Below are 17,165 nucleotides of genomic sequence, written 5' to 3' on the forward strand. Positions count from 1 at the left end.
AAAACCGCAGGGCAAGCCCTGCGGTTTTTACGCGAACACCCAATATTTACAGCTTATCAGCGTTCTCGGAGAGGTAAGAAGCAACACCATTCGGAGATGCGTCCATACCTTTATCACCTTCTTTCCAGCCAGCCGGGCACACTTCACCGTGGGACTGGTGGAAGCTCAGGGCATCAACCATACGCAGCATTTCATCAATGTTACGGCCAAGAGGCAGGTCATTGACCACTTGGTGACGAACAACACCATCTTCGTCGATCAGGAATGAGCCGCGGAAAGCAACACCAGCGGCGTCGAACTCCACATCATAGGCCTGACAGATTTCGTGTTTCACATCAGCAACAAGGGGGTACTTAACTTGGCCAATACCGCCATCATTGATGGACGTGTTACGCCAGGCGTTGTGGGTGAAAACTGAATCGATGGAAACACCGATCACTTCGACACCACGCTTTTGGAATTCTTCATAGCGGTGATCAAATGCGATCAGCTCAGAAGGACATACAAAAGTAAAATCCAGCGGATAGAAGAAAATGACCGCTTTTTTACCTTTGATGGCATCGGACAGAGTGAACGCGTCAACAATGTCACCATTGCCCATTACCGCCCCAGCAGTAAAGTCTGGTGCTGGCTTACCAACTAAAACTCCCATGGTCTAACTCCTCTTTTTCATTAAGTTATTAATCGTGTTGGGGCTACCGGCAGCAGCCCTTTACCAAAACATTAGAAGTCATCTTACACAATGAACCAACTATGTCTCATTGTTATTCTCTATAACCACAATAAGTCAACTTAAAACAAATCCCGTCAAAGGAGGCATCACTCGGCTTTCGGTGCCGCAGCCTTAACCAGCTCGGCGAGTTCACCGTTTTCGTGCATTTCAGTGATGATGTCGCAGCCACCGACCAGCTCACCATTCACCCACAATTGGGGAAACGTAGGCCAGTTCGCGTACTTTGGCAAGTTCGCACGAATCTCGGGGTTACTCAGAACATCCACATAGGCAAAACGCTCGCCACACGCCATAAGTGCTTCTACGGTGCGTGCTGAAAAACCACATTGGGGAGCATTCGGAGAGCCCTTCATATAGAGAATGACCGGGTTACCTTCTACCTGCTCACGAATGGTTTCCATAATATCCATTGATATGTACCTCTAAATATTTAACCACGTAATAGTCGACTATTAAGGTCAACTATTCTACTCCACTCACCGGCATCTGACACTACATCGGTCAAAAAATTCTTTTACTTCCCAACAGCACTACCAATAACGCTAATACAAATAGGAATTGTTTGCACATGAGAACGATTCTCGTTATAGTTTGGGCCGTCTTACCCAAAGGCATTCAACAGAAGAACATTCGGAGAAAGCAACATGTACAAGAAGACTCTGCTTGCCGCGGCCGCCATTGGGCTAGCCTCGACAGCACAGGCTGCAGCACCATCACTCGAAGAAATGTGGGAATTAGTGCAAAAGCAACAGGCAGAAATTGCCCAACTTAAATCACAGCTCAGTGAAACCGAACAACGTGTCGCTCAGACTGAAGAAAAAACCGAAGCCACCTTCGCCGCAGTCGAAGAAGTCAGCGCCGGTCCCGTTGCCAAGCTGGCAGAGTGGGCTGAAAAAACTACTATTGGCGGCTACGGTGAGGTCCACTACAACAACCTCACGTCTGATAATTCTGACAACTCCAAAGATGAGTTCGACCTGCACCGCTTTGTGCTGTTCTTCGGCCACCAATTTAATGATGATCTGCGCTTCTTCTCTGAACTGGAAGTCGAGCACAACGTCGCGGGAGAAGGCAAAAATGGTGAAGTGGAAATCGAACAAGCCTATATCGAATACGATTATGCACAGCACCACCGCGCCAAGGCCGGTGTGTTCCTGATGCCAGTGGGCATTATTAATGAGACCCACGAACCCGATACTTTCTACGGTGTTGAACGCAACAATGTTGAAAAAGACATTCTGCCTGCTACCTGGTGGGAAGCTGGTGCCATGTTCAGTGGCGAACTGGCTCAGGGGCTGAGTTACGATGCAGGTGTGCACTCGGGCCTGTATATCACTCCCATGGATGGCAAATATAAAATTCGTGATGGCCGCCAAAAAGCCAGCGAAGCAAAGGGTGATGATCTCGCCTATACCGGTCGCCTGAAATACACCGGAGTACCCGGCCTGGAATTGGCCGCCACCGTTCAGTACCAGTCCGACCTTTGGCAGGGCGAAACCTTCGGCGGTGAAGACGAAGCAGACGCCACATTTTGGGAAGCCCATGCCATTTACAACAGCGGTCCCTTTGGTATTCGTGCGCTTTACGCTCACTGGGACATCGACGACGCCATTGAAGCCGTTCAGGCCGGTGCCGATGAGCAGGAAGGCTTCTACATCGAACCCTCCTACAGACTTTCACCAAAACTGGGACTGTTCGCCCGTTACAGCGAATGGGACAATCAGGCTGGCAACAGCAGTGACACCGAGAAAGAGCAATATGATATTGGTGTAAACTACTGGCTGGCAGAAAATGTGGTGCTGAAAGCAGACTACATGCGTCAGGAAGTAGAAGTTGGTGACGAACTGCGTGGATTTAACCTGGGGGTAGGTTGGAGCTTTTAAGCCAACAACATTTATCAACATCCATGAGGAGAGCAGCGAAAGCGGCTCTCCTTTTTGTCGTACTCTTCACTGTAATTGGCGGCGCTTGGGGCAAAGGGGTGTATCAGACCGGGCCTGAGTTTGTGGCAGAAGTTTTCGGGGACACCAAACCCCAGGCGGACTACCTACTGCTCACCCCCGGCCGCAAAGAGATTGCCAGCCAGATCATGAATCGCAGCGTGCGTGGATTGCGCACTCGCTACTGGCATAACGGCAACACCTCCGCCTGGATCATGGAAGAAATCGGCAAGGAATTGCCTATTACCATTGGCGTAGTGATCAACGACAATCGTATCCAACAGGTGAAAATTCTGGCCTTTCGCGAAAGCCGTGGCTGGGAAGTGCGCTACCCGTCATTTACCGCGCAGTATGCGGATGTCAAAATAACTGAAGACTTCCATCTGGATACACATATTGATGGCATCACCGGGGCAACCCTCTCGGTACGTGCGGTAACTAAAGTTGCCGCCCTGGCCCTCTACTATCACCAGCAAGCCTTCCAGAAACCAGAAGAATAAGAGAGCTGTACCCTTGCCGCAGAGACTCCGCAAGATTTTTCTATTCAATATCAAGTGGCACCGCCGCATAGGATTGGGTATTACCATCATGCTGATATTCCTGGCAGCCACCGGCATTCTGCTCAATCACTCCCCCGCCCTGAACCTGGCTGACAAACACCTGAAGGCGCCCTGGCTGCTGAACTGGTATGGCCTGGAACACCCGCAGCTTGAAGGTGTCAGGATTGGCGATCAATGGCTAAGCCTTTCCGACAACAGCCTGTTTCTGGATACTGCACCGGTCGCCACCTGCCCTGCACCATTACATGGCGCCGCTGGAGTGCCGGATATGTTGCTGGCACTTTGTGAGGATGCCCTGCTGTTGCTCACGCCATCGGGCGAGTTAATCGAAAAAGTCGATACATTCAGTGGGTTGCCCGAGGGAATCACCCGGTTGCAGGCCCTCAACAACCAAATACTTATCAGTAATGCGCAACAAACCTATGTCATTGATCCAGAGAGCCTGTCAATCTCGGTCCGAGCCAACATAGAAGATGGATGGAGCACACCAACTGCGGTGCCTGACGCGCTGTTCAAGCAGATTGATAGCAGTGCCCTACCTGGAATATCGCTGGAAAGCCTGATTCTCGACCTCCACAGCGGGCGTTTTTTTGGAGCCGCCGGTGTGTGGTTCGTAGATATTATTGGCATTCTTTTGTGTGTATTGGCCCTTACCGGAATCTGGGCCTGGAACAGCAGACGCCGACTCAATGGTGGTGGTAAATAAACCCTGACACCCCGCAAAGCCGCGGGATGATTGCCATTGTTGAAAAATCCCTATATTATTCCGCACCTTGGGCAGCGCAACTGGCGACTGCCTTTTTTTGTTTTGGAAGATTGCGATGACCAGTAACGCATTGATGAACAATTACGGCACTCGAAAAATAACCCTCACCCGGGGACAGGGTAGCTGGGTTTGGGATGATCAGGGCAATCGCTACCTTGACGCCATTTCCGGCATTGCCGTCTGTGGACTGGGCCATGCCCACCCGGAAGTGACAAAAGCCATTGCCGAGCAGGCTGCCACGCTGACCCACTGCTCCAATCTCTATAACATTCCCAACCAGGAAGCTCTGGCGGAACAGCTGCGCGACCTCTCCGGTCTTGAGAAAATGTTTTTCTGCAATTCCGGCGCTGAGGCCAATGAAACCGCCATCAAGCTGGCGCGTATGCTGGGCAATAAGCGCGGCATCGATGAACCCACTATTATCGTCCTGGAAAATGCCTTCCACGGGCGCACACTGGCGACTCTGACAGCCACCGGAAACCGCAAGGTTCAAGCCGGCTTTGAGCCGTTGGTCAGAGGTTTCGTACGCGCGCCCTATGGCGATATCGAAGCGCTGAAAACCATCGCTAAAAATAACCGCAAAGTAGTCGCGCTGTTGCTGGAACCCATTCAGGGTGAAGGCGGTATTCGTGTGCCTGAGGCAAATTACCTGACAGGCCTGAGACAGCTCTGTGATGAACAGGACTGGCTGCTGATGCTGGATGAAATTCAGACCGGCAATGGCCGCACTGGAAAATATTTCAATTACCAGCATGCGGGTATCCTGCCAGATGTGCTGACCACAGCCAAAGGTCTGGGCAATGGTATACCGATTGGTGTCTGCCTGACCGGGCCCAAAGCCTCAGAACTGATGCAGCCTGGTAGCCATGGCTCCACGTTTGGGGGCAATCCCCTGGCCTGCGCCGCAGGGCTGGCAACAGTGAAGGTCATTCAAGAGCAGAACCTTTGCCAACAGGCCGCCGACATGGGCAACTACCTTCTGCAGCAGTTGACAGAGCGACTCGGTGGCCTGGATGACGTCATCGAAGTTCGCGGCCAGGGATTGATGCTGGGTATAGAAATGAAACAACCCTGTACCGAGCTGGTGGAAAAAGCCGCTGCAAAAGGTTTGTTGATTAATGTCACTGCCCAGTCCGTGATTCGCCTGCTGCCGCCTCTGAACATCAGCCAAGAAGAAGCTGACCAACTGGTACAAACACTGGGTGAGCTACTCACACAGGAGTAAAAGACTATGGGATTGAGACACTTCCTGACCTTGCAGGACCTGACCAAGACAGAACTCAAAAGCCTGTTGCAACGTGCTGTGGAACTCAAACAGCAACACCGCAACAGCACGGCAGGTCGCCCCTGTGAGGGTAAAGTGCTGGCAATGATTTTCGAGAAATCATCCACCCGCACCCGGGTTTCCTTTGAAGCCGGCATGGCCCAACTTGGCGGCAGCGCCCTATTCCTGTCACCCAACGATACCCAGCTCGGTCGCGGAGAACCGGTGGAAGATTCTGCCCGGGTCATCTCACGCATGGTGGATATCATCATGATCCGCACGTTTGGGCACGACCGCATCTCTACCTTTGCGGACTATTCCAGCGTGCCGGTAATTAACGCACTGACCGATGAATTCCACCCCTGTCAGTTGCTTGCCGACATGCAGACTTACCTGGAACACCGGGGCAGTATTCAAGGCAAGAAGGTCGCGTGGGTGGGTGACGGCAATAACATGTGCCAGTCATACATGAATGCTGCCGACATGCTGGACTTCGAACTGGTCATCGCCTGTCCATCAGGCTACGAACCGTCACAAACGTTACTGGACAGATTCAGCAACCGTGTCTCCATCGTTCGAGACCCCGTTGCCGCCCTGAAAAATGCGGACCTGGTGGTAACGGACACCTGGGCCTCCATGGGCCAGGAACAGGAAAAGAAACAGCGTGAAAAGGATTTTGCCGGGTTCCAGGTCAACGAAGCAGTGATGCAGAGTGAAGCCGCTGCAGACGCCCTGTTTATGCATTGTCTGCCTGCCTATCGCGGCCTGGAAATCAGCGAGACCATGCTGGAATCGAAATGGTCCGTGGTATGGGATGAAGCCGAAAACCGTCTGCATGCCCAGAAGGCATTAATGGAGTTCCTTCTCGCCGAAGCGGCGAAGTAAAACCCGAAACTGCCCGCTGGATAGCCGTATCCCTGCTGGGCCTGGGAAATAGCCCCAGCAGCTAGCGCAACAGCCGCCAGGGCAACTCCACCAGGTTGGTCAACGCCTTACTGGTGCGATACTTGGCAAAATTGCCGCCGGTGAGTGCCTGTCGCCACAAATCGGTAATCTGTTCACTGTTACTGATGCCGGTTTTACACCAGCTGGCAAAGTGCTCACAGTTGTTAAACATCCAGTCAAACGCAAATTCACCCAGCCGACTTTCAGCCCGGCTCATTACCGCATCCGGTGAAAAATCCAGCTCTTCGACCTTAAGCCCCCGCAGGCTGTCCATAAACTTGTTAATGCCAAGGCTGGTACGATCGATCAAATCACCGCGTTTTAGGGTTTCAAAAAAACGCTCGTAGTCACGGACCAGCACTTCATCCCCGCGGGCAAACTTTTCAAGGCTGGTCCGCCGCACCTGGCGAGGGGTTACCCAGTGGTTACTGGTATAGTGAATCACCGTTCCATCACCCGCATCAATGCCGTGGTGGGCATAGACGCCACCATAACGCCGGACATAGATGTGGTCACCTCGAGCCATAAAAGCGTCCCTTCCGCCAAGGCCATAACAATGGATTGATGATAGCAGTTTAACGGATTTTATTGGCTTTACGTGACACCACTTTTGGCGGTGCGAACGACTGATAACGTAAGCAGATAAAGCTCTGAAAAATATAAATCATCACTCGGGCAAAATACCCCATAGAACGCTAAAAATTACGGGTGTGAATGCATTCACTGTCATTCATAGCTGGCTTAAAAATTCCTGATAAGCTTTACTGGATGTGATTTCTTTAAACTCCTGCCGCTGCGCAATTAACTCGATAATGCCCGGCGTTTTTAAAACCTCTGCTCTGGCAAAAGCGACAAATCCGGCGGCATCCCCAGCCAAGGCGTAATTTTTGAAGATACGGTACTGTGCTCCGTAATCGGTTGAGTCCAGCTCATACGCCGATTTAAATGCGGAAATGGCTCCCGGGTATAACTCTAGCGCTTCAAGACAAGTGCCGTATTGAAACCATCTGGAGGGCATACTCGGATCTGCCTCCACCAGCGACCGGATAATTGGGAGCGCTTCAGCCCACTCAGAGGCACTGGCATGAGCGTAATACTGGTCAATGGGCTTCAACGCAGGTGTTTCTGCAAAAACGCTTGCAGATACCATTGCAGAAACTACCCATACCAGAAATGTGAAAATGAGATTTTTCATATGTGCTCCAAGGTAGTCTCAGCTTGACGTTTAAGTCCTATGGTAAGTCTGGCCAGGCTAAAACTGCCGCACAAGTGATGACGGCCCCCAGAAATGCTGAACCTGCGCCTGGAATAGGGCCAACTCACCACTACTCCAGAACTCTTCACCGCCAGTTGTTGAATTTGTTGCCGTCAGCCCTTGGCTTTCAAGGCGTCGACAAACCTCATTGGCCACAGCCAGCTCTGTGCTAATGATTGAGACATCGGGACCAGCTACCTGGGCTATCACCGGTGCAAGGTGTGCATAGTGTGTACAGCCCAGAACGATAGTATCGGCCCCTCTGGCAAGAAGAGGGTGTACATATTTTCCCACCAAACCCGCCGTCTCCTCATAGCTGAGTTTTAACGATTCAATCTGGACAACCAGCTCAGGACAGGGCATGACTTCTACTCTGATGCCATCGGAAACACGCTTTGCCAGTTCCGTGAATGAATCCGTCACCAGGGTTTTTGTGGTGGCCAAAATGCCCACTACCCCACTTTTGCTATTGAGTACTGCGGGTTTAACTCCCGGTTCAACGCCAATAAAAGGCACTGGGTATTTAGCTCGAAGTTCAGAAATACAGGTTGTGGTGGCGGTATTACAGGCTACAACCACCGCCTTGACCTGGCGAGACAGAAGAAAGTCAGTAACGGCAAAGGAGCGCTCCAGAATGTACCGGTCGGGCCTGTCGCCATAGGGGGCGTGTCCGCTGTCCGCCACATAGAGAATATCTTCGCAAGGCATTAATTCCCTGATTTTTCTGGCAATTGTCAGGCCACCAATGCCTGAATCAAACACCCCGATGGGTCCCGAATCTCTCATGTATCTGTCAACAGCCTTTCTTCCTTTGGTGTACTTTCGACTGCGCTATCTATTCGTGCATTTTTTCACACTCGAAAAATCCAGTGTGCTATTCCTGTGGAATAGTTCTGCGATATCGGCCATACAGAAAATTGAGCAATCCATACAGTACCCCACCGAACAGACACAGGTAGAACGGCACAGCCAGAAAAACCAAACCCGCTGTGGATGACCGGTCAGTGGAGACGATGCGGTGGGCATCAGCGTAGAGGTACACCGAACAGACCGTAAACAACAGGGAAATGATCAGTCCTGAAATCTGGTAGCGGTTGACTCTGCCTACACCGACAATCTTCTTTCCCAACAGGGCAAGCAACAGAAAGGGCGATGAAACAATTGCACCCATCATGACCAGACTGAACGCTGTGAGTAACACGTCCTGTAAAGCCAGACCGCTTTGCAACAGGGAAAGAAATGCGCTTTTGGCGCCCAGGCTGAGAATATAAAAAGCGACAACCATGCCGATCATCAAGACAAAGAGCTCAATCCTTCTAACGACTTCGGCACTACTGATATGACTAGACATGCTTTCCAACCTGAATGGGGAACCAAACCCCATTCTGAGGTAAACCGGGGGTTGCTGATACGTTTTTCTGGTTGGTGTGTGACCGGATACTCAGCCGTCACAGTGGCGCTGGGCTTCAGCGACATCCAGCGTCCCTTCGTAGATGGCACGACCAGTGATGGCACCAAGAATGCCCTGACCGGCAACGGCATTGAGTGCCACAATATCGTCCATATTGGTGATACCACCGGAGGCGATCACGGGAATTGAAGAAGCTCGCGCCATATTGACGGTTGCCTCAACATTCACACCCTCCATCATGCCGTCACGATCAATATCGGTGTAAACAATCGCGCTGACACCGTCCGCCTCGAAGCGTTTAGCCAGGTCAGTGGCCTTAACTTCGGTGACCTCAGCCCAACCATCGGTTGCCACCAGGCCCTGCTTGGCATCGATACCGACAATAATGTGACCTGGAAACTGTTTGCACATTTCGGTGACAAACTCGGGTTCCTTGACCGCTTTGGTGCCGATAATGACGTAATTTACACCGGCCTTCAGGTAGGCTTCGATGGTTTCCGCATTACGGATTCCGCCACCAATCTGAATAGGCAGATCCGGGTAAGCCCGAGCAATTGCAGTGACAACATCGCCATTCACTGGTTCACCGGCAAAGGCGCCGTTAAGGTCCACCAGGTGCAACCTGCGCGCACCGGCATCTACCCATCGTGATGCCATGTCAACGGGATCTCCGGAAAACACAGTGGAGTCTTCCATGCGGCCCTGGCGCAGACGCACACACTGGCCATCTTTCAAATCAATTGCGGGGATAATCAGCACTGCTCGTTTCCTGTCTGTTCGGGGTAGGTCATTATGATTGTTGGTTGGTCAACCCGGCAGGGTTATTCACCCAACCAGGAGACAAAGTTACTCAGCAACTGCAAACCGGCGGTGTGGCTTTTTTCCGGGTGAAATTGCACCGCGAATAAATTGTCGCGTGCCACGGCGGCGGCAAAACGCACGGCGTAATCACAGGTGCCCGCCACCAGCTCCGGACGACTTTCGTCCACGTAGTAACTGTGCACAAAGTAAAAACGGGAATCCTGCTCAATCCCATGCCACATGGGGTGATCAATGGACTGGCTCACTTGATTCCAGCCCATGTGAGGAACCTTCAACTTTTCCCCATTAGCATCGTGGAGATCACGGCCGAAAAAACGCACCTGACCGGGCAGAATGCCTAAACAGTCAACACCGTTATTTTCTTCGCTATGTTCCAGTAGCGCCTGCATCCCAACACAGATACCCAACACTGGTTTACCCTGATTGACGGCTTTGGTAACGATATGATCAAAGCCGAGGCGGCGAATTTCGCCCATGCAATCACGAATGGCGCCCACACCGGGAAAAACCACCCGATCGGCATCGTCCACTTCGGTAGCATCGGAAGTAATCACCACTTCGGCGCGAGGCGCCACGTGTTCCAGTGCTTTAGACACAGAATGTAGGTTGCCCATGCCATAATCCAGCACGGCGATACGGGTACGAAAGTCTGTCATAGAAATTACTGCTTACAGGGTGCCCTTGGTAGACGGCATCACACCGGCCATTCTCGGGTCAGGTTCTATCGCCATCCGCACTGCACGGCCAAAGGCCTTGAAGATGGTCTCGATCTGGTGGTGCGTATTGCTGCCGCGCAGATTGTCAATGTGCAGGGTGACACCGGCGTGGTTGACGAATCCCTGGAAAAACTCATACCCGAGGTCCACATCGAAATCCCCGACGCGAGCACGGGTAAAATCCACGAACATTTCAAGGCCTGGACGACCGGAAAAATCCACCACAACACGGGAAAGCGCTTCGTCCAACGGCACATAGGCATGCCCATAACGACGAATCCCTTTTTTGTCACCCAGTGCTTTCTGGAAAGCCTGACCGAGAGTAATACCCACATCCTCTACGGTGTGGTGATCATCAATGTGTGTGTCGCCATCAGCCTTAATGCTGATGTCGATCAGTCCATGGCGTGCAATCTGGTCCAGCATGTGCTCCAGGAAAGGCACACCAGTATCAAAACTGGATTGACCGGTGCCATCGAGGTTCACCTCAACGGTAATCCGGGTTTCCAGGGTATCGCGACTCACCGTCGCTTTGCGTTGTGCCATGGGTTTCTCCACACTCAGCCCGACATTCGGGACGGCGTATTATAAAGCCCTCAACCCTGCCCTTCCACAGGCATCGCAAAGTGATTACACTTCCACGTCGGTTACGGATGATTTATCAATGCAGTTTCGAACCCCGAACATTGTCATAGCCTGCCTGTTGGCACTCACCACACTGTGGATGGGTGAGCTGGCTGCTGCCCACATTCATGTGGACAGCGACAATGTCAGTTGTGAAATCTGCCACAGCTCTCACAACAATAGCGCCACGCTACAGAGTTATGCCGCTACATTTCCCGCAATTCATCCGGTCACCACAAAGCATGTGGCGGCCACCCCGCCACTTGCCAGCCACAACGCTGCTCCCGAAAACAGCCGCGCACCTCCTTCCCTGAGCTGAACTGACACATTCACTCAACTTTTTTACCCAATTCTGCTTAGGGAAGCTGAACCATGAAGACTTACTTTATGGCAGCACTGGCCGTCGCCAGTCTGCCCATTGCTGCATCCGCACAGGACCAGCATCAATCCACACTCAATGAAGTGATCGTTTCTGCCTCACCGCTGGAAGAGCAATCCGCCGGCATCAACCAGGCTGTCAGCGTGCTCAGCGGCGAGGAACTGCGCAATAAAGCCGCCGCCACCATTGGCGAATCTCTCAAAGACGAACCAGGCGTTACCAGTTCTGGCTTTGGACCCGGCGTGGGACAACCCGTTATCCGCGGACAATCCGGCAATCGCGTCAGAGTTTTGCAAGACAGCATGGGTACCATGGATGCCTCAGATGCCAGTGGCGATCACTCTATCACCGTAGAAGCATTGGTGGCGGAGCGCATCGAAGTCCTGCGGGGCCCAGCTACCCTGCGCTACGGCAATGGCGCCTTTGGCGGCGTGGTTAATGTTATCGACAATCGTATTCCCGATGAACTACCTGATGAACTCAAATCAGCTGTGGAATACCGGCATAACAGCGCCAATGATCAAAACAGTACGGTTTTTGTCATGGATGGCGCTATAGCCGATACCCCACTGGGCAATTGGGCCTGGCACCTGGACGGACTCTATCGTGACAGTAATGACCTGGAGGTTGATGGATTCGCTCAACTGCCTGAAGACGATGAAGAAGATCACGAAAGCACCCATGGCTATATTGATAATACCGACTCCCAGGCACACAACGTAACTGCAGGCCTTTCTTGGATTGGCGACAAGGGTTTTATCGGCCTTTCTGTCAGTGAAATGGAAAATAACTACGGTGTTCCTGCAGGTGGCCATCACCATCATGAAGAAGAGGAAGAAGACGAGCACGAGGAAGAAGCCGAAACTATTCGTATCGATATGGAACAAACCCGCGTTGATCTAAAATCGGAATGGCAGGATATTCTTCCAGGCATTGAATTGGGACGTTTCGGTTTCAGTTACAACGACTATGAACACACTGAGCTGGAAGGTGGAGAAAAGGGCACTCGCTTTACCAATGAAGCCTTTGAAGGCCGGGTGGAGCTGCTCCATCAGGAAATCGCTGGGTGGACTGGCGCTTTCGGGTTACAACTGGAAGACCGGCAATTTGCCGCCATTGGCGAAGAATCCTTTATTCCCAAGTCTGACATTCAGAATAGTGGTGTTTTTTGGGTGGGTGAAACCAGCCACGGTGATTGGAGTTATGAAGTGGGGCTACGACTGGACCGTCAGACCATTGACCCCGATGGCAGCTCTGAAATCGACCACAATACCCAAAGCCTGTCCTTTGGCACCCTATGGCAGATGACTGACGAGCAACGTGTCAGTTTCACGTTCACCCGTGCCCAACGGGCACCTGCCATTGAAGAACTGCTATCAAATGGCCCACATCATGCCAGTCAAAGTTTTGATCTCGGTGATGAAAATCTGGATGAGGAAACCAGCCACAATTTTGAATTTGGCTATCGATACGAAGGCCCCGTAAACCTCTCTCTCAACCTGTTCTACAACAGCATCGACGATTTTATCTTCAAGAAAAATACGGGTGTGGAAGATGACGACGAAGAATTAACCATCTATCAATATAATCAGGAAGACGCAACCTTCAGGGGAATTGAAGCCTCAGTGGTTATTCCCGTGGCTGAGCGCTGGGAAATTGAACTGTTCAGCGACTATGTGCGCGCCAAACTCGACAAGAGCGGAGATGTGCCTCGCATTCCACCACTGCGCTACGGTGCAGCCCTGGATTACACCGCCTACAGCTGGACCGCCGGCATGCGCCTGACCCAAGCCAATGAACAGAGCCACGCCGGTGAGTTTGAGGATGACACCGATGCCTACACTCGTCTGGATGCCCACGTGCACTACCACATTGATACGGCTGCAGGAAACTGGCTCCTGTTTGTGAAAGGCACCAATCTGCTGGACGACGAAATCCGCAACGCCACATCCTATCTACGCGACTCAGCCCCAGAGTCGGCACTCAGCCTGGAACTAGGTGTGAGATTCAGCTTCTAACTCCCAGGCCGGCAATTATCGCTGGTAAACAAACTTGGTCATTGCGGGTAACATGACTCCCGCAATGACCAATTTAATCCTGGGGTAAGGGAGACAATTCCATGAAGTTTTTGAAAATTGTATTGCTGGTAGCAGTACTTCTGATTGTCGTGGTGATTGGCGGTGTCGCATTCCTGCTGGTCGGCGTTGACCCCAACAGCTACAAGCCTGAACTGGAAAAACTGGCCCGGGACAATGGCGTCGAGCTGAAAATGGAAGGCGACCTCGGCTGGTCTTTTTTCCCCAACCTGGCAGTGCACGCTGGGGCCACCTCCCTTTCCGGCATTGACGACAGCGCCGGTATACCCGATGTGCGCTTCAACGACGCAAACTTCGTACTCGACTGGAAAGCCCTGCTAACCCGCAAAGTGCGGCTGGCCGCCATTGCTGTAGAGGGTGCCGATATCCGTGCCAAAACCGCTGCCGAAGCGGCGAATGTCGCCGCGCTACCTGGTGCTGCAGCCTCAACCCAGAAAACCGAAACCGCTGACCTGCCCTTTGAAGTGGCCATCGACAAGATGTCGCTCACCAACAGCCGCATCACGATTGTTACACCCGGCGCACCGGATCAGGTATTCGATCAACTCAATTTCACCAGCGAAGGGCTTAACCTCGATAACCGGCCTTTCGACCTGAGCTTGGAAGTCAGCACCCAAATACCGGACCAACCCAACCCCTTTGCCATATCGCTGAACTCACGGGCGGCTCTGCAGTTGGAACCGCAGCAAGTCAGCCTGTCTGATGCCAAACTGACCCTGAAGGGTCTCGATAAATTACCCCTGACACTGAACTTCAACGCCAGCTATAACGGCGCCAGTGACAGCTTGTCTCTCAGCGACCTTACCGGCAGCGTTGGTTCCGCCAAAATCAGCGGTGCTATGACTGGCGAAAAAGTCCAAACGGCACCCGCGCTGACAGGCGAAATTTCACTGCAAAACCTGCTATTAAAAGAGCTGCCTATGGAGCCACCGGAGGGCTTCAGCCGTGTGGATCTCAGCACCAAATTTTCCGCTTCGGAAAAAGCGGTTTCTCTGGATGACCTGAAAGTCTCGTTGGATAAGTTCAACCTCGGCGGCAAGCTGTCCATGCAGCTCACCGCTCCACGACAACTGGAAATGGCCATCAACGGTAACGATCTGGTATTGCCCGCCACTACAGAGACTTCCAGCACCGAAGAGCAGGCTGCGATCTTTACCCCACTGCTGGCCCCGCTGGCCATGTTGGAAGGTGGCAAGGGACATATTGAAGTTAATCTGGCCAGTATTACCGCCGACAATATTCGCGTCGACAAGCTGCACTTGAACCTGTTCACCAACGGCAATGTGGTGCAGATTGCCGATCTCTCCGGCGGCGTGTTTGGTGGAGCTTTTAAAGTCAATGCCAAGGCAGACCTACGCAATAAAACCCCATCCGTTACCTTCTCCAAGACATTGACTGGCATCGATTTGAACCAGGCACTGGTTACCCTCGCGGAGCAGGCTGATATTCACGGCCATTTAACAATGGATTTCAGCGGCACCAGCAGCGGTGACACCAGTGATGCCCTGATGGCCAATATGAACGGCAGCGGCAAGTTCAGTTTTACCGACATGCAGGTGGACAATATCAATGTCGAGAAAAGCTACTGTGAGATGGCTTCACTGGTGGAGGGCAGAACCCTCACTGGTAAGACCTGGCCAAATTTCACCAGGCTCAACGATATGCAGGGCACGGTGAAATGGCAGGACCAGATAATCAACCTGCCCGGCTTTACCACCGGCGTCGGCAATCTGGTGGTCTCCGGCAATGGCGGCGCCAATCTGGCCAGCGAAACCTATGACATGCTCATCAAGTCCCGCCTCAATGGTGACACCACCTCAGAAACAGGCTGTACCGTAAAAAGCAAAACCATCCAGAATCGGGATATTCCCTTTCGCTGCACCGGTTCCTTCGCCGAAAACGGAGGCGGCAAGTGCCTGCCGGACAAGCAATTTATCAACCAGCTGATCCAGGGGAAAATTCAGGAAAAACTGATCGACAAGTTCCTTAAGCCCTCAGAGAGTAAAACCCAGGAAGGTGATACCAGCGGCGAAACCACTGAACAGAAAGACCCCAAACAACAGTTGATGGAAGGCCTGCTGAAGGGACTGTTCAACTAGTGACTGACCGTTTTGCCGAAAAGCTGCTCCACTGGTTCGACCTGTACGGGCGCAAGGATCTGCCCTGGCAACAAAACATCCACCCCTACCGGGTGTGGGTGTCGGAAATCATGTTGCAACAGACCCAGGTCAGCACGGTCATTCCCTACTTTGAGCGCTTTATGGCGAGCTTTCCGGATGTGCAGTCCCTGGCAAATGCCGAGCTCGATCAGGTGCTACATCACTGGACCGGGCTGGGCTACTACGCCCGAGCCCGCAACCTGCACCGCGCGGCGCAAATAGTGGTAACAGAGTGTGGCGGCGAGTTTCCCGACGATGTGGAAGCGCTGCAACAACTGCCGGGAATCGGTCGTTCCACCGCTGGAGCTATCTGCGCCATCGCCCACCAAAAACAAGCAGCTATTCTCGATGGCAACGTTAAACGAGTTTTGGCCCGGTACCACGCCATTGCTGGCTGGCCGGGTCAAAGCAGCGTTTTAAAACAACTCTGGGAACAAGCAGAGCTGCATACTCCATCAGAGCGTATCGCAGACTATACCCAGGCGATCATGGATCTGGGCGCCACCGTATGTACCCGAAGCAAACCGGATTGTGACAACTGCCCTCTCGCAGATAATTGCCAGGCGCTGGCAATAGGCAACCAGGCCGATTTTCCCGGCAAGAAGCCACGGAAGGAGCAACCTGTGCGCCGCTGCCTGTTTCTGGTCATTCGCAACCCCGAAGGCGACATATTGCTGGAACGACGCCCGGCCAACGGCTTGTGGGGCGGCCTGTGGGTCTTTCCCCAGTGCCCAGAGATAGAAGACATCCACAACACCTGCGACCAACTTGGCTGTACTCCCAAAAGCTGGGAGTTGCTGTCTACGCGACGCCACACCTTCAGCCACTTTCATCTCGATTACCAGCCAGCGCTAATCGAAGCCCAGCAGACGTCACAGGTCATGGATAGTCCGGGCCTGGTCTGGTATAACCCTGCATCATCACTGGAGCTCGGAACCGCCCAGCCGGTCAGACAGCTCCTGCAACAGCTTACGCAATAACTTATCCATTAAAAGGTATTCCCATGGCACGTATGGTTCACTGCAAAAAATTCAACGAGGAACTGGAAGGCCTGGATGCGCCCCCCTTTCCCGGCCCCAAAGGTCAGGATATTTTTGAGAATGTCTCCAAGAAGGCCTGGTCGGAATGGCTGGAACATCAGACACGGCTCATCAATGAAAAACACCTCAATATGATGGACCTCACTGCTCGCACCTATCTCAACGAACAGCGGGACAGGTTCCTTTCGGGACAGGAAATTGACGAGGCAGAGGGGTTTGTGCCGCCCTCGGAATAAATTCCACGGCTACCCTTGACGCTGCATATGTGAGAAGGTTTAATACGCGCCTTCTGAGACGCCAAGCGGCTCTTGGAACATTGCCCAGATAGCTCAGTCGGTAGAGCAGAGGATTGAAAATCCTCGTGTCGGTGGTTCGATTCCGCCTCGAGGCACCACTACTTTTAAGGCTTGCAGTGATTGCAGGCCTTTTTTGTTTTTACCTAGTAGACAAATAGT

19 protein-coding genes and 1 tRNA gene are annotated in these 17,165 nt (G+C 52.5%); 11 read left to right on the top strand and 9 right to left on the bottom strand.

Annotated features, from left to right (window positions below):
- Positions 1-46: 46 nt before the first annotated feature.
- Entirely contained in the window at positions 47-652 is a 606-nt protein-coding gene (locus ACYZYZ_RS10660) for a peroxiredoxin (protein ID WP_305169088.1), read from the bottom strand.
- 167 nt (positions 653-819) lie between these two features.
- The gene (gene grxD / locus ACYZYZ_RS10665) at positions 820-1,143 is read right to left on the bottom strand and encodes a Grx4 family monothiol glutaredoxin (protein WP_305169089.1); all 324 of its coding nucleotides are present in this window, start codon (positions 1,141-1,143) and stop codon (positions 820-822) included.
- A gap of 234 nt (positions 1,144-1,377) precedes the next feature.
- Here grxD and ACYZYZ_RS10670 point away from each other — a divergent pair, with 234 nt between their 5' ends.
- From ACYZYZ_RS10670 to argF, 5 genes are all read left to right on the top strand, one after another.
- Entirely contained in the window at positions 1,378-2,616 is a 1,239-nt protein-coding gene (locus ACYZYZ_RS10670; protein WP_461484240.1) for a porin, read from the top strand.
- Between the two features lie 122 nt (positions 2,617-2,738).
- Entirely contained in the window at positions 2,739-3,173 is a 435-nt protein-coding gene (locus ACYZYZ_RS10675; protein ID WP_461484241.1) for an FMN-binding protein, read from the top strand.
- A gap of 13 nt (positions 3,174-3,186) precedes the next feature.
- Positions 3,187-3,939 (top strand): PepSY domain-containing protein, encoded by a 753-nt coding sequence (locus ACYZYZ_RS10680; RefSeq protein WP_461484242.1) that lies wholly within the window; start codon positions 3,187-3,189, stop codon positions 3,937-3,939.
- 115 nt (positions 3,940-4,054) lie between these two features.
- Complete coding sequence (locus tag ACYZYZ_RS10685) at positions 4,055-5,224, top strand: acetylornithine transaminase (protein ID WP_461484243.1); 1,170 nt, start codon at positions 4,055-4,057, stop codon at positions 5,222-5,224.
- A 6-nt stretch (positions 5,225-5,230) separates the two neighbouring features.
- The gene (argF, locus tag ACYZYZ_RS10690) at positions 5,231-6,148 is read left to right on the top strand and encodes an ornithine carbamoyltransferase (protein ID WP_461484244.1); all 918 of its coding nucleotides are present in this window, start codon (positions 5,231-5,233) and stop codon (positions 6,146-6,148) included.
- A gap of 61 nt (positions 6,149-6,209) precedes the next feature.
- Here argF and ACYZYZ_RS10695 read toward each other — a convergent pair whose 3' ends face one another.
- From ACYZYZ_RS10695 to hisB, 7 genes are all read right to left on the bottom strand, one after another.
- Complete coding sequence (locus ACYZYZ_RS10695) at positions 6,210-6,734, bottom strand: lecithin retinol acyltransferase family protein (RefSeq protein WP_305169095.1); 525 nt, start codon at positions 6,732-6,734, stop codon at positions 6,210-6,212.
- Between the two features lie 204 nt (positions 6,735-6,938).
- Positions 6,939-7,403, bottom strand: coding sequence for a tetratricopeptide repeat protein (locus tag ACYZYZ_RS10700; RefSeq protein WP_461484245.1), 465 nt, complete (start codon positions 7,401-7,403; stop codon positions 6,939-6,941).
- Between the two features lie 57 nt (positions 7,404-7,460).
- The gene (murI, locus tag ACYZYZ_RS10705) at positions 7,461-8,249 is read right to left on the bottom strand and encodes a glutamate racemase (protein ID WP_461484246.1); all 789 of its coding nucleotides are present in this window, start codon (positions 8,247-8,249) and stop codon (positions 7,461-7,463) included.
- 88 nt (positions 8,250-8,337) lie between these two features.
- A complete protein-coding gene (locus ACYZYZ_RS10710) occupies positions 8,338-8,814 on the bottom strand; it encodes a hypothetical protein (RefSeq protein ID WP_461484247.1) in 477 nt (158 codons plus the stop codon).
- 90 nt (positions 8,815-8,904) lie between these two features.
- The gene (gene hisA / locus ACYZYZ_RS10715; protein ID WP_461484248.1) at positions 8,905-9,633 is read right to left on the bottom strand and encodes a 1-(5-phosphoribosyl)-5-[(5-phosphoribosylamino)methylideneamino]imidazole-4-carboxamide isomerase; all 729 of its coding nucleotides are present in this window, start codon (positions 9,631-9,633) and stop codon (positions 8,905-8,907) included.
- 62 nt (positions 9,634-9,695) lie between these two features.
- A complete protein-coding gene (gene hisH, locus ACYZYZ_RS10720) occupies positions 9,696-10,352 on the bottom strand; it encodes an imidazole glycerol phosphate synthase subunit HisH (RefSeq protein WP_461484249.1) in 657 nt (218 codons plus the stop codon).
- A 12-nt stretch (positions 10,353-10,364) separates the two neighbouring features.
- Positions 10,365-10,958 carry an imidazoleglycerol-phosphate dehydratase HisB gene (hisB, locus tag ACYZYZ_RS10725; protein ID WP_461484250.1) on the bottom strand — a complete coding sequence of 198 codons (594 nt, stop codon included), beginning with the start codon at positions 10,956-10,958 and terminating at the stop codon, positions 10,365-10,367.
- A 118-nt stretch (positions 10,959-11,076) separates the two neighbouring features.
- Between hisB and ACYZYZ_RS10730 the strand changes: the two genes are divergently transcribed.
- The 6 genes from ACYZYZ_RS10730 to ACYZYZ_RS10755 all read left to right on the top strand — a co-directional run bounded on the left by ACYZYZ_RS10730 (position 11,077) and on the right by ACYZYZ_RS10755 (position 17,104).
- Complete coding sequence (locus ACYZYZ_RS10730) at positions 11,077-11,355, top strand: hypothetical protein (RefSeq protein ID WP_305169102.1); 279 nt, start codon at positions 11,077-11,079, stop codon at positions 11,353-11,355.
- 53 nt (positions 11,356-11,408) lie between these two features.
- Positions 11,409-13,433: a TonB-dependent receptor gene (locus ACYZYZ_RS10735; RefSeq protein ID WP_461484251.1), complete on the top strand. Its 2,025-nt coding sequence runs from the start codon at positions 11,409-11,411 to the stop codon at positions 13,431-13,433.
- A gap of 101 nt (positions 13,434-13,534) precedes the next feature.
- Complete coding sequence (locus ACYZYZ_RS10740) at positions 13,535-15,610, top strand: AsmA family protein (protein WP_461484252.1); 2,076 nt, start codon at positions 13,535-13,537, stop codon at positions 15,608-15,610.
- Positions 15,610-16,650: an A/G-specific adenine glycosylase gene (gene mutY, locus ACYZYZ_RS10745; RefSeq protein ID WP_305169105.1), complete on the top strand. Its 1,041-nt coding sequence runs from the start codon at positions 15,610-15,612 to the stop codon at positions 16,648-16,650. The genes ACYZYZ_RS10740 and mutY overlap by 1 nt, the downstream gene beginning before the upstream one ends.
- Before the next feature lie 23 nt (positions 16,651-16,673).
- The gene (locus ACYZYZ_RS10750; RefSeq protein ID WP_305169106.1) at positions 16,674-16,946 is read left to right on the top strand and encodes an oxidative damage protection protein; all 273 of its coding nucleotides are present in this window, start codon (positions 16,674-16,676) and stop codon (positions 16,944-16,946) included.
- Between the two features lie 88 nt (positions 16,947-17,034).
- Positions 17,035-17,104: transfer RNA gene (locus ACYZYZ_RS10755), tRNA-Phe, on the top strand.
- The last annotated feature ends 61 nt before the right edge of the window (positions 17,105-17,165 follow it).

This window comes from Porticoccus sp., assembly GCA_023261185.1.
Classification (GTDB): Bacteria; Pseudomonadota; Gammaproteobacteria; order Pseudomonadales; family Porticoccaceae; genus Porticoccus; species Porticoccus litoralis.